This window comes from Rhodopseudomonas boonkerdii, from assembly GCF_021184025.1.
GTDB classification, from domain to species: Bacteria; Pseudomonadota; Alphaproteobacteria; order Rhizobiales; family Xanthobacteraceae; genus Tardiphaga; species Tardiphaga boonkerdii.
Genome location: NZ_CP036537.1, coordinates 3,464,668 through 3,491,337, shown reverse-complemented (window position 1 = coordinate 3,491,337; position 26,670 = coordinate 3,464,668). Strand labels below are relative to the sequence as shown.

The 26,670-nt window shown below is 62.9% G+C and carries 29 protein-coding genes; 19 read left to right on the top strand and 10 right to left on the bottom strand.

Annotated features, from left to right (window positions below; genetic code table 11):
• The first annotated feature begins 144 nt into the window (after positions 1–144).
• The 5 genes from E0H22_RS16000 (at position 145) to E0H22_RS15980 (ending at position 6,901) form a co-directional block, all read left to right on the top strand.
• A complete protein-coding gene (locus E0H22_RS16000; protein ID WP_233022002.1) occupies positions 145–1,353 on the top strand; it encodes an efflux RND transporter periplasmic adaptor subunit in 1,209 nt (402 codons plus the stop codon).
• 136 nt (positions 1,354–1,489) lie between these two features.
• A complete protein-coding gene (locus E0H22_RS15995; RefSeq protein WP_233022001.1) occupies positions 1,490–4,735 on the top strand; it encodes an efflux RND transporter permease subunit in 3,246 nt (1,081 codons plus the stop codon).
• Positions 4,736–4,891: 156 nt separating this feature from the next.
• A complete protein-coding gene (locus E0H22_RS15990; protein ID WP_233022000.1) occupies positions 4,892–5,599 on the top strand; it encodes a GrlR family regulatory protein in 708 nt (235 codons plus the stop codon).
• Positions 5,600–5,740: 141 nt separating this feature from the next.
• Entirely contained in the window at positions 5,741–6,529 is a 789-nt protein-coding gene (locus E0H22_RS15985; RefSeq protein ID WP_233026385.1) for a tetratricopeptide repeat protein, read from the top strand.
• 99 nt (positions 6,530–6,628) lie between these two features.
• On the top strand, positions 6,629–6,901 hold the full coding sequence (locus tag E0H22_RS15980) for a hypothetical protein (RefSeq protein WP_233021999.1): 273 nt from the start codon (positions 6,629–6,631) through the stop codon (positions 6,899–6,901).
• On the opposite strand, the gene E0H22_RS15975 is transcribed toward E0H22_RS15980, so the two are convergent.
• Positions 6,902–7,456, bottom strand: a complete 555-nt coding sequence (locus tag E0H22_RS15975) for a TetR/AcrR family transcriptional regulator (RefSeq protein ID WP_233021998.1) — start codon at positions 7,454–7,456, stop codon at positions 6,902–6,904.
• A 196-nt stretch (positions 7,457–7,652) separates the two neighbouring features.
• On the opposite strand from E0H22_RS15975, the gene E0H22_RS15970 reads away from it, so the two are divergent.
• The 8 genes from E0H22_RS15970 (at position 7,653) to E0H22_RS15935 (ending at position 15,420) form a co-directional block, all read left to right on the top strand.
• A complete protein-coding gene (locus E0H22_RS15970) occupies positions 7,653–8,840 on the top strand; it encodes an efflux RND transporter periplasmic adaptor subunit (protein WP_233021997.1) in 1,188 nt (395 codons plus the stop codon).
• 12 nt (positions 8,841–8,852) lie between these two features.
• A complete protein-coding gene (locus E0H22_RS15965) occupies positions 8,853–11,996 on the top strand; it encodes an efflux RND transporter permease subunit (protein ID WP_233021996.1) in 3,144 nt (1,047 codons plus the stop codon).
• Positions 11,997–12,007: 11 nt separating this feature from the next.
• Positions 12,008–12,274, top strand: coding sequence for a hypothetical protein (locus tag E0H22_RS15960; protein WP_233021995.1), 267 nt, complete (start codon positions 12,008–12,010; stop codon positions 12,272–12,274).
• Positions 12,271–12,600 carry a DMT family transporter gene (locus E0H22_RS15955; protein WP_233021994.1) on the top strand — a complete coding sequence of 110 codons (330 nt, stop codon included), beginning with the start codon at positions 12,271–12,273 and terminating at the stop codon, positions 12,598–12,600. Before E0H22_RS15960 ends, E0H22_RS15955 begins: the two co-directional genes overlap by 4 nt.
• A 136-nt stretch (positions 12,601–12,736) precedes the next feature.
• A complete protein-coding gene (locus tag E0H22_RS15950; protein WP_233021993.1) occupies positions 12,737–13,717 on the top strand; it encodes a Bug family tripartite tricarboxylate transporter substrate binding protein in 981 nt (326 codons plus the stop codon).
• Between the two features lie 27 nt (positions 13,718–13,744).
• Positions 13,745–14,539 carry a class II aldolase/adducin family protein gene (locus E0H22_RS15945; protein ID WP_233021992.1) on the top strand — a complete coding sequence of 265 codons (795 nt, stop codon included), beginning with the start codon at positions 13,745–13,747 and terminating at the stop codon, positions 14,537–14,539.
• A gap of 154 nt (positions 14,540–14,693) precedes the next feature.
• Entirely contained in the window at positions 14,694–15,107 is a 414-nt protein-coding gene (locus E0H22_RS15940; RefSeq protein WP_233021991.1) for a group III truncated hemoglobin, read from the top strand.
• An 85-nt stretch (positions 15,108–15,192) separates the two neighbouring features.
• Positions 15,193–15,420: a hypothetical protein gene (locus E0H22_RS15935; protein ID WP_233021990.1), complete on the top strand. Its 228-nt coding sequence runs from the start codon at positions 15,193–15,195 to the stop codon at positions 15,418–15,420.
• A gap of 76 nt (positions 15,421–15,496) precedes the next feature.
• Here the strand turns inward: E0H22_RS15935 and yghU are convergent, their stop codons facing one another.
• From yghU to E0H22_RS15910, 5 genes are all read right to left on the bottom strand, one after another.
• Positions 15,497–16,378 (bottom strand): glutathione-dependent disulfide-bond oxidoreductase, encoded by an 882-nt coding sequence (gene yghU, locus E0H22_RS15930; protein ID WP_233021989.1) that lies wholly within the window; start codon positions 16,376–16,378, stop codon positions 15,497–15,499.
• Positions 16,379–16,461: 83 nt separating this feature from the next.
• Positions 16,462–16,866, bottom strand: coding sequence for a GFA family protein (locus E0H22_RS15925; protein ID WP_233021988.1), 405 nt, complete (start codon positions 16,864–16,866; stop codon positions 16,462–16,464).
• Positions 16,867–16,957: 91 nt separating this feature from the next.
• The gene (locus tag E0H22_RS15920; RefSeq protein ID WP_430715279.1) at positions 16,958–18,298 is read right to left on the bottom strand and encodes a TAXI family TRAP transporter solute-binding subunit; all 1,341 of its coding nucleotides are present in this window, start codon (positions 18,296–18,298) and stop codon (positions 16,958–16,960) included.
• 271 nt (positions 18,299–18,569) lie between these two features.
• Entirely contained in the window at positions 18,570–19,007 is a 438-nt protein-coding gene (locus E0H22_RS15915; RefSeq protein ID WP_430715158.1) for a DUF1801 domain-containing protein, read from the bottom strand.
• A 72-nt stretch (positions 19,008–19,079) separates the two neighbouring features.
• Positions 19,080–20,054: a Bug family tripartite tricarboxylate transporter substrate binding protein gene (locus tag E0H22_RS15910; RefSeq protein ID WP_233021985.1), complete on the bottom strand. Its 975-nt coding sequence runs from the start codon at positions 20,052–20,054 to the stop codon at positions 19,080–19,082.
• A 379-nt stretch (positions 20,055–20,433) separates the two neighbouring features.
• Between E0H22_RS15910 and E0H22_RS15905 the strand changes: the two genes are divergently transcribed.
• Both E0H22_RS15905 and E0H22_RS15900 read left to right on the top strand, forming a co-directional pair.
• A complete protein-coding gene (locus E0H22_RS15905) occupies positions 20,434–20,721 on the top strand; it encodes a hypothetical protein (protein ID WP_233021984.1) in 288 nt (95 codons plus the stop codon).
• Positions 20,722–20,778: 57 nt separating this feature from the next.
• The gene (locus E0H22_RS15900; protein WP_233026383.1) at positions 20,779–21,141 is read left to right on the top strand and encodes a hypothetical protein; all 363 of its coding nucleotides are present in this window, start codon (positions 20,779–20,781) and stop codon (positions 21,139–21,141) included.
• Positions 21,142–21,444: 303 nt separating this feature from the next.
• Here the strand turns inward: E0H22_RS15900 and E0H22_RS15895 are convergent, their stop codons facing one another.
• The gene (locus E0H22_RS15895; RefSeq protein ID WP_233021983.1) at positions 21,445–21,651 is read right to left on the bottom strand and encodes a hypothetical protein; all 207 of its coding nucleotides are present in this window, start codon (positions 21,649–21,651) and stop codon (positions 21,445–21,447) included.
• A gap of 164 nt (positions 21,652–21,815) precedes the next feature.
• The gene (locus E0H22_RS15890; protein ID WP_233021982.1) at positions 21,816–22,784 is read right to left on the bottom strand and encodes a Bug family tripartite tricarboxylate transporter substrate binding protein; all 969 of its coding nucleotides are present in this window, start codon (positions 22,782–22,784) and stop codon (positions 21,816–21,818) included.
• A gap of 97 nt (positions 22,785–22,881) precedes the next feature.
• On the opposite strand from E0H22_RS15890, the gene E0H22_RS15885 reads away from it, so the two are divergent.
• Entirely contained in the window at positions 22,882–23,787 is a 906-nt protein-coding gene (locus E0H22_RS15885; RefSeq protein WP_233021981.1) for a LysR substrate-binding domain-containing protein, read from the top strand.
• A 43-nt stretch (positions 23,788–23,830) separates the two neighbouring features.
• Complete coding sequence (locus E0H22_RS15880) at positions 23,831–24,232, top strand: DUF1330 domain-containing protein (RefSeq protein ID WP_233021980.1); 402 nt, start codon at positions 23,831–23,833, stop codon at positions 24,230–24,232.
• Positions 24,233–24,461: 229 nt separating this feature from the next.
• Here the strand turns inward: E0H22_RS15880 and E0H22_RS15875 are convergent, their stop codons facing one another.
• On the bottom strand, positions 24,462–24,638 hold the full coding sequence (locus E0H22_RS15875; protein WP_233021979.1) for a helix-turn-helix domain-containing protein: 177 nt from the start codon (positions 24,636–24,638) through the stop codon (positions 24,462–24,464).
• Positions 24,635–25,318, bottom strand: a complete 684-nt coding sequence (locus E0H22_RS15870) for a nitroreductase (RefSeq protein ID WP_233021978.1) — start codon at positions 25,316–25,318, stop codon at positions 24,635–24,637. Before E0H22_RS15870 ends, E0H22_RS15875 begins: the two co-directional genes overlap by 4 nt.
• Before the next feature lie 159 nt (positions 25,319–25,477).
• Between E0H22_RS15870 and E0H22_RS15865 the strand changes: the two genes are divergently transcribed.
• Both E0H22_RS15865 and E0H22_RS15860 read left to right on the top strand, forming a co-directional pair.
• Positions 25,478–25,969, top strand: a complete 492-nt coding sequence (locus E0H22_RS15865; RefSeq protein WP_233021977.1) for an ester cyclase — start codon at positions 25,478–25,480, stop codon at positions 25,967–25,969.
• 145 nt (positions 25,970–26,114) lie between these two features.
• On the top strand, positions 26,115–26,558 hold the full coding sequence (locus tag E0H22_RS15860) for an SRPBCC family protein (RefSeq protein ID WP_233021976.1): 444 nt from the start codon (positions 26,115–26,117) through the stop codon (positions 26,556–26,558).
• Positions 26,559–26,670: the final 112 nt, after the last annotated feature.

Genomic DNA, 26,670 nt, shown 5'->3' with positions numbered 1-26,670 from the left:
TCGATAGGCCATCTATACCGGGCGTTACGGATATGTGCATCGCAGCAAGTTTCCCGGGTGGAGATGCCCCCGCGGTGTTTCTGTCCTTAGCTATTGGAATGACAGGGCTTTCTCAAGTCCTTCGAGATTAAAATGGGGTTCACGATGGCCAGTTCTCTTGCTCGGAATATCGCACTTGGCGCCGGAATCTTCCTTGTTTCCGTGAGTTTGGGCGGCGGCGCCGCCCTTTGGGGTCTTGCCGGATTCGCGGCCCAGGCAGAACAGGCACCCGCGCCGCCGCCGGCGGTTCCGGCCTCGGTGGCGCTGGTCGAAGCCAAGGCGACCACGCCCTCCGACGAATTCTCCGGCCGGCTCGAGGCGATCGAGCGGGTGGAAATCCGTTCCCGCGTTGCCGGCGCCGTCCAGGCGATCCACTTTCGTGAGGGCGCGCTGGTGAAGAAGGGCGATCTCCTGGTGCAGATCGATCCGGCGCTCTACGCCGCGGAAGTCGATCGCGCGCAGGGGCAGGTCTCGGCCGCGCGGGCACGGTTGATCTTCACCAAGGCCGACTACGACCGCGGCCAGCAGCTCACGACGTCGAGCATCACCCAGCGCGATCTCGACAATCGCTCCAATGCCTTCCACGAGGCCGAAGCCAATCTCGCCGCAACGGAAGCTGCGCTGAAGACCGCGCAGCTCAATCTCAGCTACACCGAAGTCCGTGCGCCGGTGTCGGGCCGCGTCGGCAAGATCGAGATCACGGTCGGCAACCTGATCGCCGCCGGTCCAAGCTCACCGCTGCTCACCACGCTGGTCTCGGTCAATCCGATCTATGCGAGCTTCAACGCGGACGAGCAGGTGGTGTCGCGCGCGCTCAAGACGCTCGCTGACGAGAAGACGGCGAACGAGATCGAGCGCATTCCCGTGCAGATGACCACGATCTCCGACACTGCGCCGATCAAGGGCAAGATGCAGTTCATCGACAACCAGGTGGATCCGCGTTCGGGCACCGTACGCGTGCGTGCGGTGTTCGACAATCACGACGGTCGCCTGATGCCGGGCCAGTTCGCCCGTCTCTCCATGGGACAGCCAAAGCCGGAGCAGACGTTGCTGATCAGCGAGCGCGCCGTCGGCACCGACCAGAACAAGAAGTTCGTGATGGTCGTCGACGACAAGGACAAGGCCGAATATCGCGAGGTGCAGCTCGGCGCTTCCGTGGATGGCATGCGCATCATCCTCGCAGGCCTGAAGGCTGGCGAACGCATCGTCGTCAACGGCCTGCAGCGCGTGCGTCCGGGCGTGACCATCAAGCCTGAAATGGTCGCCATGAATTCTGCATCGCTGCCGCAAACGAAGACTGCCTTGGCGAACTAGTTCTGCGTTTCGCCTGATCTTTTCCGCCCGCTCGCGGCGGAGATTTTTTCATCTTCATGCTCACGCTTTGGCGGTCGCCTTCGGGACCGCAAGAGGTTACTGCGCCCGGACGGGGCAGGTTTTACGGATCATCGCCATGAACTTCTCAAAGTTTTTCATCGACCGCCCGATTTTCGCCGGCGTGCTGTCCGCGGTGATCTTCCTGGCGGGCCTGCTGGCGATGCCGGCTCTGCCGATCTCTGAATATCCGGAAGTTGCGCCGCCGACCGTGGTGGTGACGGCGAACTATCCCGGCGCCAATCCGAAGGTGATTGCGGAAACGGTTTCGACGCCGATCGAAGAACAGATCAACGGCGTCGAGAATATGCTCTATATGAGCAGCCAGGCGACCACCGACGGCCGGATGACCCTCAATGTCACCTTCCGCCTCGGCACCGATCCCGATAAGGCGCAGCAACTGGTGCAGAACCGCGTGTCGCAGGCCGAGCCGCGGCTGCCGGCGGAAGTGCGCGCGCTCGGCGTGACGACGATCAAGAGTGCGCCCGACCTTACCATGGTCGTGCACTTGCTGTCGCCGAACGACCGCTACGACATGACCTATCTGCGCAACTATGCCGTGCTCAACGTCAAGGATCGCCTCGCGCGTATCGAAGGCGTCGGTCAGGTGCAGCTGTTCGGTTCGGGGGATTACTCCATGCGCGTCTGGCTCGATCCGCAGAAGGTCGCCGAGCGCGGCCTGTCGCCGGGCGACGTGGTGCGCGAGATCCGCGCGCAGAACGTGCAGGCGGCGGCGGGGCAGGTGGGCGGCTCGCCCAACGAGCCCGGTCTCGACCTGCAGCTCTCCATCAACGCGCAGGGACGCCTGCAGAGCGAGGAAGAGTTCGGCGAAATCATCGTCAAGAACGGCGACAATGGTGAAGTCGTCAGGCTGCGCGACATCGCGCGGATCGAGCTCGGCGCTGCCGATTATGCGCTCCGCTCGCTGCTGAACAACAAGTCGGCCGTCGCCGTGCCGATCTTCCAGTCGCCGGGCTCCAACGCGATCCAGATCTCCGACAATGTCCGCAGGACGATGAAGGAGCTGAAGGAGAACATGCCCGACGGCGTCGACTATGACATCGTCTATGACCCCACGCAGTTCGTCCGCGCTTCGATCGAGGCTGTGATCCACACGCTGCTCGAAGCCATCGCGCTTGTCGTGCTGGTGGTGATCCTGTTCCTGCAGACCTGGCGCGCATCGATCATTCCGTTGATTGCGGTGCCGGTGTCGGTGGTCGGCACCTTTGCGGTCATGCATGTGTTCGGTTTTTCGGTGAACGCGCTGACGCTGTTCGGCCTCGTGCTCGCCATCGGTATCGTGGTGGACGACGCCATCGTCGTGGTCGAAAACGTCGAACGCAACATCGAACGGGGTCTCGATCCGAAGAGCGCGGCCTATCAGGCCATGCGTGAAGTGACCGGGCCGATCATCGCCATCGCACTCGTGCTGGTCGCGGTGTTCGTGCCGCTGGCTTTCATTACCGGTCTGACCGGCCAGTTCTACAAGCAGTTCGCGCTGACCGTGGCGATCTCGACGGTAATCTCAGCCTTCAATTCGCTGACGCTGTCGCCGGCACTCGCGGCGCTGCTGCTCAAGGGCCACGATGCGCCGAAGGACGTGCTGACGCGCTTCATGGACAGGACGCTCGGCTGGTTCTTCGTCCGCTTCAACCGCTTTTTCACGCGTTCGTCGGAAGCCTATGGCGGCGGCGTCAAGCGCGTCATCTCTCGCCGCGCGGTGGTGATGGGTGTCTATCTCGCGCTGGTGGGCGTCACCGGCTATCTGTTCCACGCGGTGCCGGGCGGTTTCGTGCCGGGACAGGACAAGCAGTATCTCGTCGGCTTCGCGCAATTGCCCGACGGCGCCACATTGGATCGCACCGAAGAAGTGATCCGCAGGATGGGCGACATTGCTCTCAAGGAGCCGGGCGTCGAGAACGCCATCCAGTTCCCGGGCCTGTCGATCAACGGTTTCACCAATTCGTCGAATTCGGGCATCGTCTTCATCGGCCTGAAGTCGTTCGAGGAACGCAAGGACAAGTCGCTGTCCGGCAATGCCATCGCGCTGTCGCTGAACAAGAAATATGCCGGCTTGCAGGATGCCTTCATCGCGATGTTCCCGCCGCCGCCGGTCGCCGGCCTCGGCACCATCGGCGGTTTCAAGCTGCAGATCGAGGATCGCGCCGGTCTCGGCTATGAGGCGCTCAACGACGCCACCAAGGCCTTTATCGGCAAGGCGATGCAGCAGAAGGAGCTGGCCGGTCTGTTCTCGAGCTATCAGATCAACGTGCCGCAACTCTATGCGGATGTCGATCGCACCAAGGCGCGGCAGCTCAACGTGCCAGTAACCTCGATCTTCGACACGATGCAGATCTATCTCGGCTCGCTCTATGTGAACGACTTCAACAAGTTCGGCCGCACTTATTCGGTGCGCGTGCAGGCCGACGCGAAGTATCGCGCGCGGGCCGACGATATAGGACAGCTCAAGGTGCGTTCGGACAGCAACGAGATGATCCCGCTGTCGACGCTGCTGCGTGTCAAGGAGAGCGCAGGGCCGGAACGCGCCATGCGTTACAACGGCTTCCTCTCCGCCGACGTGAATGGCGGTGCTGCGCCGGGCTACTCTACGGGGCAGGCGCAGGACGCGGTCGCGCGGGTTGCGAAGGAGACTTTGCCAAAGGGCATTGCCTTCGAATGGACCGAACTGACCTATCAGGAAATCATCGCGGGGAATTCGTCGTTGATCGTGTTTCCGGTTGCGATCCTGCTGGTGTTCCTGGTGCTCGCTGCCCAATACGAGAGCCTGACGCTGCCGCTCTCGATCATCATGATCGTGCCCATGAGCCTGCTCGCCGCCATGTTCGGCGTCTGGATCACCAAGGGGGACAACAATGTCTTCACCCAGATCGGTTTGATCGTGCTTGTCGGACTGTCCGCGAAGAACGCCATTCTGATCGTGGAATTTGCGCGCGAGCTGGAATTTGCGGGTCGCAAGCCCATCGAAGCGGCGATCGAGGCGAGCCGGCTGCGTCTGCGTCCGATCCTGATGACGTCGATGGCCTTCATCATGGGTGTCGTGCCACTCGTGACGTCCACTGGCGCGGGCTCGGAGATGCGGCATGCGATGGGCGTCGCCGTGTTCGCAGGCATGATTGGTGTGACGGCCTTCGGCATCTTCTTCACGCCGATGTTCTATGTGCTGCTGCGCGCCATGGCGGGCAACCGCCCGCTCACCCAGCATGGCGAGGGCACAGTGGATCAGGATGCACCGCTGGCGCCGGGGGCTCATGACAGCGAGGCGCATGCCCACAAGGCACATGGCTCGGCGCCGTCACATTCGTGAGGCCCTGTGCAGTGCGGGCCGGGGAACTGTGAAGACAGGCAGACGTGCGTTCTGCCTGTGATCAAGGCCGCCGGAATCGTTCCGGGCTGACAAGGTGCGCTTTTCCTCACTGCGCAACTTCGGCTAGATTGCCGGAGGCTCAGTGAGGAATGGTCAGTGCGGACCGGCTTCTACAAATGCGAATACTACGTCGGCGAGGCGCTCGGGCGCAGCGTGATGTATGTTCGCGACGGTACCATGCTCGGCGGCAATTCCGGCTTCGCTCATATCGGCGCCTATCGCTTCGAGGGCGACCAGGTGTTCGCCGAGATCGAAAGCCGCCGCCATTGTTTCGAGGCGGACTACCAGTCGCTGCTCGGCCAGGACATCGCGACCATCAAGGTGATCGGCCGCGCCTGCGGAGACACCTATCGCTTCGAGGGCAGCTCGCCGCAGATGCCGGGCGCGAGCTTTCGCTCGCTGATGACCAATCTCGATGACAGCGAAATGCCGCCAGCCGGCGAGATCGGCGAGGGCAGCATTGCCAACGGGCTTTATTCGATCCATCTGCGCGCCCTCGACGGCATCGATGGCGGGCTCACGGGCGTGATGCTGCTGCAGGATGGCCGCATCCTTGGCGGCGATGCCTCGTTCTACTATCTCGGCGCCTATTCCTCCGCGGACGGGCGCTGGAAGGGCGAGATCCTGAATCAGGAGCACACGCCGTCGCTGGGTGAGGTTCCGATCTTCGGCGGCTATGAGATCGGTATCGGCTTTTCCGGAAGCTGTGACCCCGAGGGCGCCGAGCTGGAAGCCACGGCGCTGGCCGGCAAGCGGAGCCTGCGGTTGCAGGCCGTGCTGAAGCTGATCCGCAAGGCCGTGTGAGTTCCTGGTGCGCCGCTTGATGGGCTGCGCGCCTGTCCCTAATGTCGCCGGTGAATGACACTGATGGCGACAAAACCCATGACACGACGTATCGGCGCGACGCCTCTGATCTGTTTGCTCGGTATTGCCGCCGGACTCGCTATGCCGCCCGCACCGTCGCCTGTACAGGCCCAGTCCGCCGATCTGGTTCTGTGCGATCGTCTCGCGGCCGATCCTGCCGATCCCGACAAGCCTGCCGATGTGAAGGGCATGGCCGAGATCGCGAAAGCGGACATCGCCACCGCCATCAAGTTCTGCCGGACCGCGTCGGGCGGGGCGCGCCGTGCAATGTTCCAGCTTGGACGCGCTTACGCGGCAAATGCACAGGTTGCGGAGGCGCTCGCTGCATGGCGCAAGGCGTCGGACAAGGGCAGCACCTCGGCCATGGTCGAACTCGGCGTCGCCTATGGCAACGGCACGGGTGTTGCGCGCGACGAGGCACAGGCGCGCAGATTGTTCGAACGCGCGGCCGAGGCTGGCAATCCGCGCGGCGTCAGCAATCTTGCGGCGCTGTCGGGCGGCGCGGGCGCGGGCTCCGACCCGGTGCGCGCGCGGCAGTTGCTGGCCAAGTCCGCGGAGACCAATGCCGAAGCGCAATATCAATTGGGCATGATGCTGTCGGAAGGTATCGGTGGCGCAAAGGACGATGTTGCGGCACGCGCCCTATTCGAGAAGGCTGCGGCGCAGAACCATGCAGGCGCATTGGAGCGCATGGGTGCGTTCGCGCAAAGCGGCCGCGGCGGCGCGTCGAACAAGGATGCCGCGAAGGCCTATTATGAGAAAGCCGCAGCTCTTGGCGACGAAGATGCGAAGAAGGCATTGGAACGCATCAAGTGTCCCTATGTGGTCAAGGACAAGCGTGGCAACGTCGTCACCAATATGTGCTTCTGAGCGATTCCTCGTAGCTCATTCATCGGCAACCATTTGTTTCAAATTCGCCGCCTAAGCTCCAGGTGCTGAGACGCGTTTTGCGATTCCCTGGAGCTACCTGTGAACGAGAGCCTGATTGCCGTCTGCCAGCTGTTTCTGGTTCCGCTGACCATTCTGTTCGCTGCGGTCGGCGTTGCCAATGCACGTTTCGTGAAACTGCTGGTGTGCCTGCTCGGCGTCGGTCTCGCCGGGCTCTGGCTCTACCGGATCTATCTCTGGACCGGCCTGTCGTTGATCGACCGTCGTACCGGCTATGGCCTTGCAGGTTCGTTCGCGCTCTGCTGGGGGCTGACGCTGCTGCACCAGATCAAGAGCAGCTTTGGCGGTCGCTGATCATCTGATCGTCATGGCCAGCAACCGCTTCCGCAACGCATCGCGTTCGATACGCAGGTCGGCCGGCACCTGCTGCAGATCGGCCAGCCAGACGCCATCGGCGGCATAGCGGACGATTTCCAGTTCGGGCGCGGCATCGGTGGCGTGATGACGCTCGAGGCGGGCGCGCAGCCAGTCCGACCAGTGCGTGCGCGCGACGGGATCGGTGAGCAGCGCAATACAGGTCGACTCCAGCGCCGGCGCATATTCGGCCATCGAGAGATTGGCGATCACGTAAGCGCGGGTGAAGCAGCCGTAACCGTCGCCGTCCTGCGCCAGTGTTGTCTCGATGACGGCATCGAACTTGTCGAGCTGGTCCTTCAAGACCGCTTCGATGAGCGCCTGCTTGTTCGGGAAGTGATGAAAGAGGCCGCCTTTCGTGACACCGGCTGCATCGGCGACGGCCTGCACGGTAACGGCCTGCAGGCCGCATTCGGTGGCGAGGCGCGCGGCGCAGTCGATCAGCGCGCGCCGGACCAGTTCGGGTTGTTTCTTGCGTTCGTAACCTTCGTTCATCGGTTCATCTGGCCGGGCGGATGCGGTGGTTGCAAGCGCTATCGGTTCCTGCGGCGCGCATGCTGCGTTGCAAACATAGGGATTGTAATTGAAACCAACCAGATGGTATGTTTCTGATCCTCGTTCGAATCCGGCGAGCTTTCAGGCCGAGAGGGCGCAGTCTGCGGTCTCGGCCTTCCGATCAATGGTGACTTAAGTGTTTGGCAAGACGAAGAAAATTGCTCCGTTCGCGGCGCTTTCGGTGATCGCTGCGCTGCTCGCCGGCTGCGGCGACGGCAAACAGGCGCCGAACGGCCAGGCGGCTCCGGCAACGCGCGTTGGTGTGGTGACCGTGAATCCCGAGACCCTGCGGATCGTCAACGATCTGCCCGGGCGTATCGCGCCAACGCGGATCGCAGAGGTGCGTCCGCGGGTGGCCGGCATCGTGGTCGAGCGGGTGTTCAAGCAGGGGACCATCGTTCGTCAGGGCGATGTGCTCTATCGCATCGATCCCGCGCCGTTCCGCGTACGGGTGAACAGCGCCAAGGCCGCCTTGCAGCGCGCGGAGGCCACGCGGGTGCTTGCGAAGCAGCAGGCCGAACGTCAGACACAATTGAAGGAGCGCGACGTCACCACCGGTCAGCTCTATGACCGCGCCGTCGCCGAACTGGCACAGGCCGAAGCCGACGAGGCGTCGGCGCGGGCGGGGCTCGAAGCTGCGCAACTCGATCTGCAATATACCGAGGTCCGCGCGCCGATCACCGGCCGCATTGGCCGCGCCTTGATCACCGAAGGCGCGCTGGTCAGCGTCGGCGGCAGCGAGAGCCTTGCAAAGATCCAGCAGCTCGAACCCGTTTATGCCGACTTCACCCAGTCAGCCAATGAACTGCTCGCATTGAAGCGTGCTGCGCAGGCGAATGCGAAGGAGCAGGGCGACGATGCCACTCAGGTGCGGCTGCGTTTCGATGACGGTTCGGACTATGCCCATCACGGCCGCCTGCTGTTTTCAGAAGCCGCAGTCGATGCGAGCACAGGTCAGGTCACACTGCGTGGCGAATTTCCCAACCCGGAAGGTGATCTTCTGCCCGGCATGTATGTCCGTGTGCAGATCGTGCAGGGCGAGCAGCAGAACGCACTCTCGGTGCCGGAGCGTGCCCTGCAACGCGACCCCGGCGGGCAGGCACAGCTCTATGTCGTCACCGTCGATCGCAAGGCCGAACTCCGCAACGTCACGCCGTCGCGCCTCGTCAATGGACGCTGGATCATCAGGAGCGGGCTCAACGCGGGCGACAACGTCGTTGTCGAAGGTTTCCAGACGCTCGCGCCGGGGGCGCTTGTCGATCCGAAGCCGTGGCGCAGCCAGTCGGCGGCGAATGCCACCGCTGACGCACGGCCGAGCAGGTAAGGCGCGCTATCCATGTCCAACTTCTTCATCGCGCGCCCCATCTTTGCCTGGGTGGTCGCCATCTTCATCATGATTGCCGGTGCGCTGGCGATCCCCTCGCTGCCGGTTGCGCAGTATCCGGACATCGCGCCGCCACGCATCGCGATCTCCACCAATTATCCCGGCGCATCGTCGGAAGAGATCTATCAGGGCGTGACGCGGCTGATCGAGGATCAGCTCAACGGCATTCCCGGCCTGATGTATTTCGAGTCCACCGCGGACGCGACTGGCGCGATCCAGATCGACGTCACGTTCCGGCCTGGCACGTCGGTGGCGCAGGCGACGGTGGACGTACAGAACCGTATCCGCCGCGTGGAATCGCGGCTGCCGCGTGCGGTGACTCAGCAAGGCATTATCGTCGAGGAAGGCTCGATCGCGTTCCTGCTCTTCATCTCCATGCAGACCACCGATGGCAGCATGGATAGTATTGCGCTTGGCGACTACATCACCCGCAATGTGCTCAGCGAAATCCGGCGGGTGCCCGGTGTCGGTAAGGCGCAGCTGTTCGGCACACAGCGCTCGATGCGCGTCTGGATCGATCCCGACAAGATGCTCGGCCTCGGTCTCACGGCGTCGGACATCACAGCGGCAATCACCGCACAAAACGCCCAGGTCGCGGCCGGTCGCATCGGGGCACAGCCCAATCCCGTCTCGCAGGAGGTCACCGCGCCCGTCCTGGTCAAAGGCCAGCTTGGAACGCCGGATGAATTCGGCGCAATCGTGCTGCGTGCCAATCGCGACGGTTCATCGGTGCGTTTGCGCGATGTCGCTCGCGTCGAGGTGGGCGGCGAGGACTATAATTTTGCCAGCCGCCTGAACGGCAAGCCGGCGGCCGCCATCGGTGTGCAGATGTCGGCAACCGGAAATGCAATGGCGACGTCGGAGGCGGTTAACGCCAAGATGAAGGAGCTGTCAAAGTTCTTCCCGAAGGGGCTGACCTACGAAATCCCCTATGACACCACGCCATTCGTGAAAGCGTCCATCGAAAAGGTGCTGCACACGCTTGCCGAGGCGATCGGCCTCGTCTTCATCGTGATGTTCCTTTTCCTGCAGAACATCCGCTACACGCTGATCCCGACGATCGTGGTGCCCATCGCCTTGCTCGGCACGTGCGCCGTGATGTTCGCGACGGGTTTCTCCATCAATGTGCTCACCATGTTCGCCATGGTGCTGGCCATCGGTATTCTTGTCGATGACGCCATCGTGGTGGTCGAGAATGTTGAGCGCCTGATGGCGCAGGAAGGCCTGTCGCCGCGCGAGGCGACCGTGAAAGCGATGAGGCAGATCAGCGGAGCCATCGTGGGGATCACGCTGGTGCTCACGGCCGTGTTCGTGCCGATGGCATTCTTCCCGGGGGCGGTCGGCATCATCTATCGACAATTCAGTCTCACCATGGTGGTGTCGATCCTGTTCTCGGGATTCCTGGCGCTCACGCTGACGCCTGCATTGTGCGCGACTTTCCTGAAGCCGATCCCGCATGGGCATCATGAGAAGGGCGGCTTCTTCGGCTGGTTCAATCGCAGCTTCGACCGTCTCGCCGGGAGCTATCGTGGCACGGTCGGCTGGATCACCAGCCGCACCGGCCGGATGATGGCGATCTATCTTGCACTACTGGTCGGGCTCGGCTGGGCCTATATCCGGCTGCCGACCGGCTTTCTGCCGACGGAAGATCAGGGCTATGTGATCGTCGACGTGCAGGCGCCGCCGGAGGCGAGCCAGTCGCGGACGCTCGACTCGATGAAACAGATCGAGGACGTCTTCCTGAAGGAGAAGGGGGTCGCCAGCGTCTTCTCCGTGCTCGGCTTCAGCTTCTCCGGCAATGGGCAGAGTTCGGGCATTGCATGGCCGACATTGAAGGACTGGAGCGATCGCGGCAGGCAGGATGCGGCGCCTGAGATCGTCAATCGCGCCAATGCGGAATTCGCCAAGATTGGCGATGCACAGGCTTTCGCGCTGTCGCCGCCGCCGATCGAAGGTCTCGGCAATTCGACCGGCTTCAGCTTCCGTCTGCAGGACCGCAGCAGCCGTGGTTCGGCTGCACTGACGGCCGCCGCTAACCAATTGATGGCCGAAGGCGCGAAGAGCCCGGTGCTCACCGGTCTGCGCGTCGAGGGGCTGTCGAATTCCGCGCAGCTCAATCTCGTCATCGATCGCGAGAAGGCGAATACGTTTGGCGTCTCCTTCACCGATATCAACACGACAATTTCGGCGAGCCTCGGCTCGGCCTATGTCAACGACTTCCCCAATACCGGCCGCATGCAACGCGTCACCGTACAGGCGGAGGGCACGCGCCGCATGCAGGCGGACGATCTCCTGAAGCTCAATGTCCGCAATGCCAGCGGCGGTATGGTGCCGCTCTCGGCCTTTGCCCGCACCGAATGGGCCAAGGGACCTGTGCAGGTGGTCGGCTTCAACGGTTATCCGTCGATCCGTATCGCCGGAGACGCCGCGCCGGGTTACTCGTCCGGCGATGCCATCAAGGAGATGGAAAGGCTAGTCACGCGGTTGCCCGATGGCTTCGGCTATCAATGGGCGGGGCAGTCGCAGCAGGAAATCGAGTCTGGCAACCAGGCGCCGTTTCTGCTGGGGCTGAGTGTGCTGTTCGTGTTCCTGCTGCTCGCCGCTCTCTATGAGAGCTGGTCGATTCCGCTGTCGGTGATGCTGGTGGTGCCGCTTGGTATCATCGGTTCGTTGCTCGCCGTTATGCTGCGCGACATGCCGAATGACATCTATTTCAAGGTCGGCTTGATCGCGATCATCGGCCTGTCCGCGAAGAACGCGATCCTGATCGTGGAATTCGCCAAGGAATTGCATGCGGAAGGCAAGTCGTTGCGCGACGCGGCTATCGAGGCGGCCTTCATCCGGTTCCGGCCGATCCTGATGACGTCGCTTGCCTTCATTCTCGGCGTCACCCCGCTGGCAGTTGCGACGGGTGCGAGCGCCGGCAGCCAGAACGCCATCGGCACCGGCGTGCTCGGCGGCATGATCTCCGCCACCGTCCTCGCGGTGCTGTTCGTGCCGGTGTTCTATGTGTTCGTCCTGAAGCGGATGCCCTCGAAACGAAAGCGACAGCAGGCAGACGTCGGCTCTCACGACGCAGCGTCGCGGCTGACATAGGGAGACCGGAGATGCCCCGTAGCATGATCCATGAACTCGATCGCGAGCTCGATCCCGATCGCCTGACTTATGGAGATCGGGTGCGGATGTCGCCGCTGGGACTCCAGCGCCATCCGAGCTATGGCCTCCGTGAGGGAGTCATTGTCGGCATGGGCTCGCCCAACAGCATGCGGGTGAAATTCGACGACCGCATCACGGTGCAGGCGATCCATCGGGATTATTTGGAACGTGTGGCCGGTGCGGGGCCGGAACAGAGCCGGGCGAGGCGGGCGTCATGACCTATCTCTATCTGGCCGTCGCCATTCTCTCGGAGGTCATCGCCACCAGCTTTCTGAAAGTCTCGGATGGTTTCACCAGGCCGATTCCATCCGCCATCACGGTGGCTGGCTATGCGATCTCGTTTTACTTCCTGTCGCTGGCGCTACGCACCATACCGACCGGCATCGCCTATGCGATATGGTCGGGCGTCGGCATCGTCCTGATCACCGCCATCGCCTGGATTTTCCAGGGGCAGAAACTCGATGCGCCGGCTTTGGGAGGCCTCGGTCTGATCGTCGCCGGCGTGGTCGTCATCAATGTATTTTCGAAAGCCACGGCGCACTGATTTCAGCCTGCATATTCCGATGGCTGATCGGCTGATTTAGTCCTCGCATCGCTTTGGCTGTTACTCTAGCTTCTCCGGACAAAATCGTTCCACGTCGCCCGCAGGCGCGATGGAACGGCGTAAAGCGGGAGAGAACGTGAGGACGAGGACAGGTCGATGCATCGCCATCGCTGCGGCTATTGCCGCATCGCTGATGGCCGTGGCGCCGGGGCAGGCGCAACAGTACCCGGATCGCAACATCACGATGGTCGTGCCATTTCCGCCGGGCGGAACGACCGATATCGTCGCGCGCGTTCTTACCGAACAGCTCGGCGCAGAGCTGGGCAAGCAGGTGATTATTGAGAACCGTGGCGGCGCCTCGACCTCCATTGGTGCGCAATATGTCGCCGGAGCCGATAAGGACGGCTATACGCTGCTCTTTGCAGCCGCGACCACATTCACGACCAATCCGCATCTGCTCGCCTCGATCAAATACAAGCTCGCAGACTTCGCGCCGGTCGCCATGGTGGTGAAGGTGCCTTTTGCCTTCAATGTGAAGAAGGACTTTCCGGCGAAGGATGTCGCTGCGTTCCGTGCCTATGCGCTCGCCAATCCCAACAAGGTCAACAACGCCACCAACGGGCCGGGCAGCACGGTGCATCTGATGGGCGAGATCGTCGCGCGCGGGCTCGGCGTGAAGCTGCAGCATGTGCATTATCGCGGCGCCGCGCCGGCGATGAACGATCTGCTCGCCGGCGTCGTCGACAGCAATGTGGAGGCGCTGACCAACACGGTGCCGAACCACAATGCGGGTCTGTATCGGGCGATCGCGGTTTTGTCCGAAGAACGCCTGCCGCAGTTGCCCGATGTGCCGACCTTCAAGGAACTGGGATTTCCGAGCATCGTCGGCTCCACCTGGTTCGCCGTCTTCGCCCCGGCCGGCACCCCGCAGCCGGTGCTGGATAAACTCAGCGCGGCTATCAACAACGTGATCAAGACGCCGGAATTCGCGAAGAAGATGGACCCGATGGGCAACCAGCCATGGCCGATGACGTCTGCCGGGCTCGACGCTCATGTGAAGAGCGAAAGCGAGCGTCTCGGCAAGCTCATTCGCGAAGCGAACATCACAGTCGACTGACCACGAGACAGACAAGGGAGATCATCAATGAATGCCGCCGTCTGCGCACCCGCCGTCAAAGTCGTCCGCTCCGTGCAGGATCAAGTGAGTCCGGAGGAGTGGCAGTCACGTGTCAATCTTGCCGCGTGCTATCGCCTCACGGCGATGTACGGCATGACGGAAATGATCGCCAACCATATCTCCTGCCGCGTGCCGGGCACGGAAGATCAGTTCCTGATCAATCCCTATGGTATGCTGTATGAGGAGATCGATGCATCGAGCCTGGTGAAGATCGATCTCGACGGCAACACGCTGTTCAATGCCTCCGCCTACAGCGTGAACGCGGCCGGCTTCGTGATCCATAGCGCCATCCATATGGCGCGGCACGATGTCGATTGTGTCGCCCATACGCATACGGTCGCCGGCATGGCGGTCTCGGCGATGGAATGCGGCTTGCTGCCGGTGGCGCAAACCTGCATGCGCTTCCTGCACGTCGCCTATCACGACTTCGAGGGGATTGCCGACAATCCCGACGAACGCGAACGCCTGATCGCGCATCTCGGCGATCATGAGGCCATGGTGCTGCGCAATCATGGTCTCCTGGTCGTGGGCAAGACCATCGCGTCAGCCTTCAATGTGCTGTTCCGGATGGAGCGTGCTTGTCAGGTTCAGGTGGCAGCGCTGTCCTGCAACACCAAGCTGATCACGCCGCCGCAGAGCGTGCTGCAGGACACCTATGATCGCATGAAGCCGCGCGACAACGTTCCAGGCCTCAGCGGCGAACTCGCCTGGCCGGCGCTGCTGCGCAAGCTGGACCGGGTCGATCCGTCCTATCGCAACTGAGTTTGCATCGGCGGGGCCACGCCTTGCGGGTTCTCGCAGGCGTGGCATCCATCCTGATGAACAGAAGGAATGCGCCGCATCCGAAAAAGGGGCGGCGTCAAATGCTGAAGTGAGAGCGGTTGCCGGAGTGGCCGTCGTCACCTAAATCAGCGGTATGTCCCAGCCCGGTTTTACCAGCTTCCAGCCGTCCCTGAACGAGGAGAATATCGCGCTCCTCGTGCACACCTTTTACAGCCGCGCTCGCGAGGACGAGGTGCTTGGCCCGATCTTCAACGCGGCGGTGGCCGACTGGAATCATCATCTCGCCCAGATCAGCGATTTCTGGTCATCGATGATGCTCAAGACCGGACGCTATAACGGCCGTCCGATGCGTCCGCATCTGATGCTGCCGCTGACGGGGGCGCATTTCGACCGCTGGCTGGCGCTGTTCGAACCCACGACACGCGAGATTTTCGACGCGGACGTTGCCGACGCCATCATATTGCGTGCCCGGCGCATCGCCGACAGTTTCGAGATGGGAATCGCGACCACCCGCGGCGAAATAGCCCGGCCGCGGCATAGCGTGTAGAAAACGGTAAGCAGGTGCGCTTTGCCGCCATTGCGGCATCGTGCGGTTGCGCTAGGCTGGGGTTCCAACAAACCGGGAGTCGTCCATGAAACGCCTGTCTGTCCTCGTTCTCTTGAGCATGTTCGCAGCCGCGCCGGCGATGGCGCAGAACGCGGCTTGCTCCGCTACATCAGCCGACGGCAAGCCGCTGGCCGGCGCCGCCAAAGCCAGCCATATGAAGAAATGCTGCGAGAGCAACGCCAAGAGCGCCGACGGCAAGCCGCTGTCGGGCGCTGCAAAGAAGAGCTCCATCGACAAGTGCATGAAGGGCTGAGCGCGCAGGCGCATCGCTGTTTGCATTTATGCAAGAAGCCCCGCTCGCGCGGGGCTTCTTCGTTGTGAGGCAACGATCAGGCCTTGCCGGCCTGCGCCTCGATCTTGTCCTGGGTCCGTGTCTCGAAGTCGCTGGCGTCATGGCGTTCGTGGAGCTGGCGGGCGGGATCGCCCGAGACGCGATTGACCATGCGACCGCGCTTCACGGCCGGGCGTGCGCCGATCGCCCTGGTCCAGCGCTGCAGGTTCTTGTAGCTCTGCACATCGAGGAACGTGCCGGCATCGCCATAGATCGCGCCTTCGGCGAGGCCGCCATACCAGGGAAAGATCGCCATATCGGCGATGCTGTAGTCCTTGCCGGCGATGAACTCGTTGTTGGCCAGCTGGCGATCCAGCACGTCGAGCTGGCGCTTGGTCTCCATGGCATAACGGTCGATGGCATATTCGATCTTGCTGGGCGCATAGGCATAGAAATGCCCGAAGCCGCCGCCGAGGAACGGGGCGCTGCCCATCTGCCAGAACAGCCAGGACAGGGTTTCAGCCCGTGCCGGACCGTCTTTCGGCAGGAACGCGCCGAACTTCTCGGCGAGATGGGTCAGGATTGCGCCGGATTCGAACACGCGAAATGGCTTGTCGCCGCTACGGTCGATCAGCGCCGGGATCTTCGAGTTCGGATTGACATCGACGAACCCGGAGCCGAACTGGTTGCCGTCGATCTTGATCAGCCAGGCGTCATATTCGGCGCCCTTATGGCCTGCGGCGAGCAGCTCCTCGAACATGATGGTGACTTTCTGTCCGTTGGGCGTCGCCAGCGAGTAAAGCTGGAACGGATGCTTGCCGACCGGAAGCTCCTTCTCATGAGTCGGTCCGGCGATCGGCCGATTGACCGAGGCGAACTGGCCGCCGCTGGGCTTGTTCCAGGTCCAGACTTTCGGGGGCGTGTAGGGGACGTCGGTCATCGGCAGGCTCCGGAGAGGGAAGGGTATCCGGGACACGTAAGGATGGATGCAACTGCATGCAAGTGGGCCGGCTGCTTTCTGGCCTACCAGTCCACCCGCCTGTCGTCGCCACCGAACGCCGCCGGCATGGTGGCGTAATGCGGAAGGTTGTCGCGAATTGGTGCGACGGCCTCGCTGCAATGGATATGGAGGCTCGGCTTGAATGTATCCGTCAGCAGGTAGCCGTTGATGGCGCGCATCTCGATCCCGGGGAGTTCGACGACCAGTCGTGTGCCGCATGTCGCGCAACTGATGCGCGGCGTCGTCTTCAAGGCGAAACTCGTTGTGTCGCCAGAGACGATCTCGACATCCCCGGCAGGATAGATCGACTCCGCCACATAGGCCGCGCCGTGGACGGTCTGGCAGTCGGCGCAGTGGCACCAGAACTGGGCGACAGGCTCGGAGGAAATCCGCAGGGTGACCGCTTTGCAGGGACAGGTGAGTTCCATTTGTGCATCTCCATAGATGCGCAAAACTATCCGTTCTGCATCGGCACAGGCAATTGTGGGCGACTGTGGCAAATCGCGTGCGCCGCGAACGCTAAAGGCTGGTCGGGCGATCGATTTTGCGGGGGCGCGAGATCTGGCTCTCTGTCATTTCCGGTGCTTCGGTGCCGAGGTCCATGCGCCGATCCAACAAAGCGCGATGCAATTGCGCCAGAACCAGCTCGACCGCTTTGAGATCGCCTTCGTCGATAGCGCCGTCGTCGTAGCAATCGAGCGTCTCTTGCAGCACGGAATCGACGTCTCCCTGCAATTCCTTCAGCTCGGCAAGCGAGCCGGCAGCACGAACACGCGCGATCGTACCCAGGAGCTTGTCGCGATGGGCCGTGTTGGCGGTCTTTTCATCGCGCTTGAGATAGTGACCGATCCACGCGCCCGCCGAACCCAGGACCGATAGCAGCAGAATGCCGGCCCAGAAATAATCGCTGTATTTTTCGAGAAAGGTCCGTTCGGTGCCGTCGATATAAGCGGCGGCGCCGGGATGTGCTGGCAAAGCGGCATCCTTGTCGGTGTCCGGCTTCTCGATTTTCGATGCGTCGGGATTATCGCGCGACAGACGCTGGCGGACGGTCAGAAGTTGGCGCGTGAAGGCGGAGGCCGTGCTATCCGGCAATTCGCTGCGGGCGACGATGAGATGATTGACGCTGACCGTTTCGACCTCATCGTCAGGCCGCGCCGGTTTGCCGCCAAAACTGCTCGCGGGAATCTTGTCGGATTCGTAGAGTGGATGCTTGCGGGCGATCGTGTCGGAGACACTGATCGGGATGAAAGTGAGCTCGCGCTTCGGTTCGGTGCTGAAGGCGATGGCATCCGCCGTGATTTTGCTGTCGAGCGGACCGACCGTCATGAATGCGTCGAGGCCGGGATCACGCGCCATCTGTGCGACCTGATCGACTGCGAACTGAACGATCTTGACCTTGTCCGGGGCGACGCCGGCTTCCGTGAGGATGACTTTCAGCAATTTGATATTGGCGTCGCTGCGGCCGACCACGCCGATGCGGCGGCCGGCGAGGTCGCCGATCGTCTTGAGCGCGGTCTTGCGCTTTCCCGTGATGCCGCGCCCGGAAGGCGACCAGATCACGACGAGATTCTTGCGCATGATGGCGAGCGATTGCGCGTCGCGCGGCAGGTCGAGATCGCCGCGGGCGACGGCGATGTCGGCCTTGCCGCTCGCGAGCAATGCGAGACTTTCGGTACCGCCCGCGGTGACACGCAGCGACAGCCGGATCGGGCTGCGATCTCGGGCGAATTGTGCGCCGATAATCTGGATCAGGTTCTTGTCGTTGCCATCCGCCGGTCCCACGGCGATCCGCAGGGTGACGGGGCGTGTCGTGACGTAGGTGATGGCTGCGATTGCACTGAAGGCCAACAGCCCCACACCTACGAACAGGAACAGCGTCGTCCGGTGTCGACGCGGCCGCGGTTCTCCGTGGGGACTGGATACGGCCATGGCGTGAATGGTTAGGCGAAGGGGCTGAGCCCCGCGATGTCCACTATGCCCGCCAAGCTAGCGCTGCCTGCCGGGCGACTCAACCGTCGTCGCTGCCTTGGGCGGTCGGCAGCCTCCGGATGCCGCGGTTAGGCTTAACGAGTGGCGCGCATCGCGGCCACGCCGCAGCGATGGCTGTGCTGAGATACCGCCCGGCCGGCTATTTCTCTTTGCGTTTCGCAGGTTTACTGGCGTTCACGGCCGCAGCCGCCCTGACCAGCGCCTTGAACGCTGTCTCGTCGATCGCATCGCCTTCATGCAGATCGATGGCGCGACGGACATTGCCGTCGAGACTGGCATTGAACAGACCCTTGGGGTCGTCGAGGATAGCGCCCTTGGCGAAGGTCAGCTTGACCGCGCTCTTGTAGCTCTCGCCGGTGCAGATGATGCCGTTATGTTCCCAAACCGGCACGCCGCGCCATTTCCACTCTTCGACAATGTCAGGCAGCGCCGCTTTGATCAGCGCCCGAACATGCGCCAGCGTCCTGCCGCGCCAGTCGCCGAGCTCCTTGATGCGAGCGTCGATCAGGCTGGACGGTGTGGCGCTTGCGGTCATGGTTGTCGGAGGGCTCGTTGGCTGGGCCTGATCGCGGCGCATGAAGCGAGATTTCGTGGGACCGCTCAAGGGAGAAATCGCGCGTCCGATTACGGACGCGCGATGGTGCCGCGCTTACTGCGGCATCTTGATGTCGGCGTCGGCGATGACCTTCTTCCAGCGCGCGATCTCGTCGGTGACGAAGGTCTTGAATTCGTCCGGCGATGTGCCCATCGGGACGATGCCCTGATCGTCGAGCTTCTTGCGCAGGTCGGGATCGGCGAGAGCCTTCTTGGCTTCCGCGGCGACGCGGTCGACGATCTCCTTCGGGGTGCCGGCCGGCGCAATGATGCCCGACCAGGTGCCCGACACGAAATCCGGCACGCCGGCTTCGGTCATGGTCGGCACGTCGCCGGCGGCCGGGATGCGCTGCTTCGCTGCGACGGCGAGCGCCCTGGCATTGCCCGACTTCACCTGTGACATCAATGGGCCGATCACGTCGAACATCACATTGATCTGGCCGCCCACCGTATCCTGCAAGGCGCCGGCCGTGCCCTTGTACGGAATATGCTGCAGGTTGAGGCCTTCGCGGCTCTTGAGCATTTCCATCGTCAGATGCGCCGCCGAGCCGATGCCGCTAGATGCGAAATTCAACTGACCGGGCTTCGATTTTGCCAGCGCGATGAACTCCTTCATGTCCTTGGCCGGCAGCGATGGCGTGGCGATCAGGATCAGCGGTGCCACCGAGGTCAGCGACACATAGGTCAGATCCTTCATCGTGTCATAGGGCAGCTTCGGATTGAGCGAAGGGTTCACCGAATGGGCCGCGATCACGGTGCCGAAGGTGTAGCCGTCGGGCGCGGCCTTGGCGACGGTGTCGGTGCCGATCACCGCATTTGCGCCGGGCTTGTTCTCGATCACGATGGTCTGACCCAGCGATGTCGACATCTTCTCGGACACGAGCCGTGCCATCAGGTCGGTATAGCCGCCCGGTGTATAGGGCACGACCATGCGGATCGGCTTGTTCGGCCAGTTCTGCGCATGGACGCTGCCGGCGCCGGCCAGCAGGATGGCGACGGCGCCGAGCGCGCGAGCGAAACCTCGTGTCATTGCATTTCCTCGATGTCCGTTGCGATGCCCGAGACGGCGGGGAGCGCCGCAGCACCGATCCCGAGATCGTAACGTGTCACATTCTTGTCGTTGTCGGCCCGCCCGACGCTCCTGAGAAGCCCCGGATTCCCGCGGGTAGGCTAATACATGCGTCGCCTTGCGGGAAACTAGACGAATGGCCGCTTCGGGTGAGGGCGTGCTGCCGTCATGCGGAATTTTCGCGACCGCATTCACATGCGCCTCCGCGCAACGTGATCTGCTGCGAGCACTGTTGTTCGCACCTGCAAACGTATCGCCACAGTCCTGCATAGGGTGAGGCAGGATCTTCCGTCGATGCGCGCAAATTCCGGCGCGCACCCTCAAGCCTCATGAGCCCGTCATGGCGATGAAATTTCGCAAACTGTCGATCAGGTCGCGCAAGCGCACCCTTGGACTGGCCGGTCTCGCGCTCGTGGTGGAGATGGTGGTCAGCCATCCCCGGTTCGATCTGGCCGCGAGCGTCGCGCAGGTGGCGCGCGTTGCCGCTCCCGCCGTGATGGCGTCGCTGGCTATGCTCACACGGACGGGGAGCACGCCGCGCGAAGCGGAATCGGCGCCGCCGGCGATGGTGCCTGCGATGGACCACACGGCCGAACTTTGCGCCAAAATGAGGCGCGTGGAGAGTTGAGCAGGGCGCGGCGAGGTGCCAGTGGCGCCGAAGCCGTGCAGCGGTTATGCTGACGGCATGTCGCGCCTGATTTGCCTGTCCCTCGTCACCGCCTTGTCGCTGCTGTCAGCCGATGCGATGGCCGCAGCTGCCAAGAAGCAGCAAGCAAAGCGCTGGCAGGGCTATGGCTTCCTGCCGGGCTATCGCCAGCCGCTCAACAACAGCGTGCCGCTGTTCATGCAGAAGCGCGCCGATCTGAACATGGCGAAGCGCGACCGCCGTCACTGGTACGTCGACCGGACTCCGCAATACTATCAGTGGTGGAGCGGCGAGTGGCGCTATCCCGGCCGTCCCGGTTTCTCAGGTGGCCAGTACAATGGTGGCAGTTTCGGCCCGTGCTGGACCCGCACGCCGATCGGCGCGATCTGGACCTGCGGTTAATCAGGAGGGGTCGGCGAGCCCGTTCCGTCCTAAGGGTCTGACTCATAAAGCGGTCGAGGTGGTTTTCGACTGCTTTTGCTCGGGGTAATGCCCCCTTCAGGTCAGGATTTCGATTCTCCGTCCCTCATCCTGAGGAGCCGCGTAGCGGCGTCTCCCAGCGAATGGCGTAGCCATTCGCAAGGGATGGCCAAAAGCTCCGAGCCAAGCCCTCTCATGGTTCGAGACGGCGCAAGGGCGCCTCCTCACCATGAGGGACAGAGTGTGTTCTGGCTGGATGACCAGCAGCGCCAACTACAGACTGGCCTAGCGTGACAGGTCGGCCAGTTCCAGCATTGGCGGCAGTGGCCGTGCCGATACGATGACGTCGTGGCCCGCGACGATGGCCGACGCCTGCAGGCCGGTGGCTTTCGGCTGGATGGTCATGACGCCGATCCAGACGGCAGCGGCAGCGGCGAAAGCGGCGAATGCGAAAATGCTCGAATGGTCGGGCGAGGGATCTGAGCGCAGCATCGGAAGCTCCCGTGATCGCTCGCTCTCAATCCACTTGGTGCCGCCTGGTTCCGCGCGCGTTGAAATAAATAATGCGATTGAGCCGTCCGTGATCTGAACCGACGGTACGGACAGATGCGAAGACGGGTCTTGCTGCGCGCGACCCGTCCTGACCTGTCACGGCATCACGGAATGATCTCGATGCCAGCCGCCGCGACGATCTTGCGGTGGATGTCCAGTTGCTGCTTCACCAGTGCGCCAAGCTGCTCCGGCGTCGAGGGCGTCAGCGCGAAATCCTGCTCCACCATGCGCTGCTTGACGGCGGGATCGTTCATCGCCTCGCGGAATGCCTTGTTGAGCACCGCGACGATCTCTGCAGGCATGTTCGGCGGTCCGAACAGCCCGGCCCAGGGCTCGATCTTGAAGTCCGGATAGCCGGCTTCGGCAATGGTCGGCACATCCGGCGCGATGGCGCTGCGCTTTTCAAGCACGGTCGCCAGCGCGGTGATCTTGCCGTCCTTGACCTGCGGAATGCCGGTGCCGGATGTCGCCACCATGGCCTGGATGCGGCCGGTGATGAGGTCGGTCATCGCCGGCGGCTCGCCGCGATACGGCACATGCGTCACGTCGAGGCCGTTGCTCATCACCACCGACGCGAAGGACAGGCGGCCGGTGATGTTGCCGGCGCCATAGATCAATTTGCCCGGATTGGCCTTGGCGTAAGCGACGAGTTCCGCCAGCGTCTTCGCCGGGATTTCCTTGTTCACGTAGAAGAAGAAGTTGTAGCGGCCGATGTCGGTGATCGGCGTGAAATCGGTGGTCACGTCGTAGGGCGGTGTCTTGCGCGTCGCTGGCACGCCGGACATGGCGCTGTTGGAGGCAAGCATGATGCTGTAGCCGTCCGCGGCGCTGCGCTTGATGTCGCTGGCGGCGATGGCGCCGTCGGCGCCGGGCTTGTTGTCGATGATGATCTGCTGCCCCAGTTTCTGCGACACGGAATCGGCGAACACGCGCGCGATCACGTCGGTGGAGGAGCCCGCCGGCAGCGGGACGACGAGCCGGATCGGCCGGGTGGGATAATCCGCGGCCGATGCCTGGCCCAGACACTGGCCGAAGCCGAGCACCGTACAAATCGCGATCAAGACCTTCCGCAAAACCGTCTCCTCCTGATGTGTTTTGCGGTACATGGTGATGGACCATCCCATCTGTCAAATGATATGTTTCGCATAGATCAATCGATGAGGTCGATGAATGGTCGAGCTGCGGCATCTGCGCTATTTCCTCGAAGTCGCGCGCGTCGAGCACATCACGCGCGCCGCAGAGGCGTTGCATGTGACGCAGTCCACGCTGTCGCATCAGATCGGCCAGCTCGAAGCTGTGCTCGGCGTACAATTGTTTGATCGCATCGGCCGTGGCCTGCAGCTCACCGATGCCGGCCGTACCTTTTCGGATTACGCGCGGCGTGCGCTGGAGGAGGTGGACGAGGGGCGCTTTGCGCTGGAGGGTCTGCGCGACCTCGTGCGCGGTCGCGTCCGCATCGGCGTCATCCACACCTATAACAGCACGCTGCTTCCGGCGGTGATCGCGGAATTCGCAACAGCACATCCCGGCATTCATGTCTCCATTGAGGACATGCCGGCCTCCGACATCGCGGCCATGGTGGCGAGCGGCGCGCTGCATCTCGGGTTGTCTTTCGCCACGCCCGGACGTGCCGATGTCGAGGCGGAGCCGCTGTTCTCGGAGCGCCTGATGCTGGTGGTGCGCGACGACCATCCGCTCGCTCAGCGCAAGACCGTGAGCGCGTCGCAGCTCGCCGGATTGCGGCTCGCGGTGCAGACCGAACGTTTCGTCTCGCGCCGGATGATCGACGCCGAACTTGGCCCGCTCATCGAGGGGCGTATCTGGTTGGAAATGAGCTCCATCGGCGCGATGCTGGAGACGATCCGGCTGCAGGCGCAGACCGCTGCGATCCTGTTCGAGCGTGCCATCGGCCCGGGCAGCGGGTTGCGTCAGATCGAGATCGTGCAGCCGAACGTGATGCGCACCGCCGCCATCATCTGGCGCAAGGGCCGCGCCCGCACGCGCGCCGCTACCGAGATCGCCGCCGCCGTCCGGCGGCATTGCAGGGCGGCGGGATTGAAGATGAGGCGCGGCTAGTTCACTTAGCTAGTCTCATAAGAAAAACAGGGAGGTTTCATCCATGGGCGTCGATCTCTTGAACATCGAAGGTCTCAGCGCGCAGGATCCGCAAAGCCCGGTGGTGATGGTCAATCTGATGCGCTTTCATCCGCGTGCGCTCGATGGCGACGGCACCGGCTGGGACGCCTATCTGCGCTACAGCGCGCTGACGGTGCCGATGATCAAGGCGCGCGGCGGCACGTTGCTGTGGACCGGCGACGCCAAGGCCGTCGCGCTCGGCGTGCCCGATGCGCATCGCTGGGACTATCTGGCGCTGGTCTATTATCCCATGCTCAAAGCCTTCATGGAAATGATGACCTCGGCGGACTATGAGACCCGCTGCGATCCGCATCGCCGCAATGGCTGCGCGGATCACGTCATCATCTGCACCAGCGAGGCCTACAGCAAGTTCAAGCCCGGCTGATCCGCGCGCCTCGCGAGATTTTTGTTGTCATGGGATCGTGTCCCGGACGCGATGCGGCGCTCAGGCGAAGCGAAGCTTCGCCGCAAGTGCCGCTTCGCAGAGCCGGGACCGCAACGAACGACGGTGCCTGATACGGTCCCGGTTCTGCGCAGCAGCGTTGGCGGCGATGCGACGCATCGCCTGACGCTGCAGCGCGTCCGGGACATGGTTCTATCGAGGTCGAAATATTCTAGCCGTCCTTCGCCGCGCGGATGCCGAGCTTGTTCAGCCGCGTCCGCACCGCCAGCGGCGAGCGCTTCAGGCGGAGCGCGATCTCGTTGATGCTGCGGCCGTTGGCGAGCTGCAGCTTCAGCTCCTCGTCCTGCTGCGCGGTCCAGACATTGTCCTTGGGATCGCTGATTTTCATGCCTGGTCTCCAAAGCCGACGAAGCGCGCGGCTTCCGCCACCGACTTGCGCTCCGACACCACGGCATTGGCGGGAAAGCTGTCGTCCGGCCAGCCGAGGGCGATGCTCTTCATGATGATCTGGTCGTCGGCGATGCCCGCATGCTCGCGCACCACCGGCGACTGCATGATGCCCTGGCTGTTGATCACGGCGCCGAGGCCGCGCGACCAGGCGGCATTGACGAGGGCGGTGGCGACGGCGCCGCAATCGAACGGCGTATCGTCGCTGCCGTCCAGCACGCGGTCATAGGTGATGATCACGCAAACCGGCGCATCGAACTGGCGGAAACCGCGCAGCACCCAGTCCTGCCGCATGGCCGCGTCGTCGCGCGCGATTCCCATCGCCGCGAACAGCTGCTTGGCGACACCGACCTGACGGTCGCGGTGCTGGCCCGCAAAGGGCTGCCCGGTGCGGAATTCGCGCGATTGCGGGATGCCGGCGATCATCCGCTCGGTATTGCCGGCGCGAATGCGATCGAGCGGTTCGCCGGTGACGACGGTGAAATTCCACGGCTGGGTGTTCATGGAGGAGGGCGCGCGCATCGCCAGTGCGATGATCTCCTCGATCAGCTTCTGCGGCACCGGATCGGGCTTGTAGCCGCGAATGCTGCGGCGGCCGAGGATCACGTCATCGAATTGCATGGGAGGTTTCGTCCTTGGGTGTTCTGATTGGGCGGGATATTCCGGTTTTCCGGCCGCCGGCGCAATATCGACATGCGCGTGGCGATGTGGTGGTCTCACCGGGAAAGCAGCTGATCAGTCAGCTTCCTTATAATCCGCAGAACGAAATAGGCGCGCGTCATGACCCTTCACCGCCCCCATACCGAACCGCCGATGTCCTTCGACGGCGTGACGCTGACGCCGCAGAAGGAAGTCGTCCGCGCCTTCTACAAGGACATGTGGGACCATGCGGATGTCAGCCTGATCCCAAAACTCTTCCATGCGGATTTCACCTTTCGCGGATCGCTCGGCCCGGTGCTGACCGGGCACGCGCAGTTCGCCGATTATGTCCGCTGGGTCACCGGCGCGCTGCAGAATTACACCTCGGATATCCTGGTCATGATCGAGGAGGGCAACCGCGTCGCCGGCAAGGTGTTCTTTCATGGCATCCAGCGCGAGGCGATGTTCGGCCAGCCGCCGACCGGCAGGCATGTCGGCTGGCAGGGCGCACCGATCTTCACCTTCGATGGCGAGAAGGTGCGCGACCTCTGGGTGCTCGGCGACATCCACGGTCTGCTCGGACAGATCCGCTCGGACGGGGTGGAGGGCAACGAGTTTGTGACGTCGAAGTGAAGCGTGTGCGGCCGTGCCGGTGCTCCACTTTTTATTCTGCTGACATGTCGGGGCCGGACGGCCCCGTTCGTCCTGGATGTATCGGCGGCGAAGGTCGCTGCCCGATCCATCCGAACCGAATGAGACCGATACAAGGGAACGACCCATGCCAAGCACGATCCGTCTGCACCGCGTCATTGCCGCCAAGCCCCAGAAGATCTACCGCGCGTTCATCGAGCCTGACGCGATTGCGAGCTGGATTCCACCCTACGGGTTCACATGCACCGTCCATGAGCTGGATGCGAAGGTCGGTGGCCGGCACCGAATGTCATTCCGGAACTTCACCACCGGCGACAGTCACGGCTTTGGCGGGACCTATCTGGAACTCGTTCCCGGCGAACGCCTCGTCTACACCGACACTTTTGATGACCCGAACCTGCCCGGCGAGATAAAGGTCACGGTGACGTTGAAGGCCGTCTCTGTCGGCACGGAGGTGAATATCGAGCAGCAGGGCGTTCCGGATGTGATCCCGGCCGAGGCCTGCTATCTCGGCTGGCAGGAGTCCCTGCGCAAGCTCACGAAACTCGTCGAGCCCGAGATCACCCAGTAACAGCGGGACGGATTGAGCCAGCCGAGCGCGTTGACGCGCGCGCGGCCGGCGAGGGATGCTTCATCGAAGCGCTCGTATTATCGTCACATGAGTTGCCGAGCATCTCCATCTC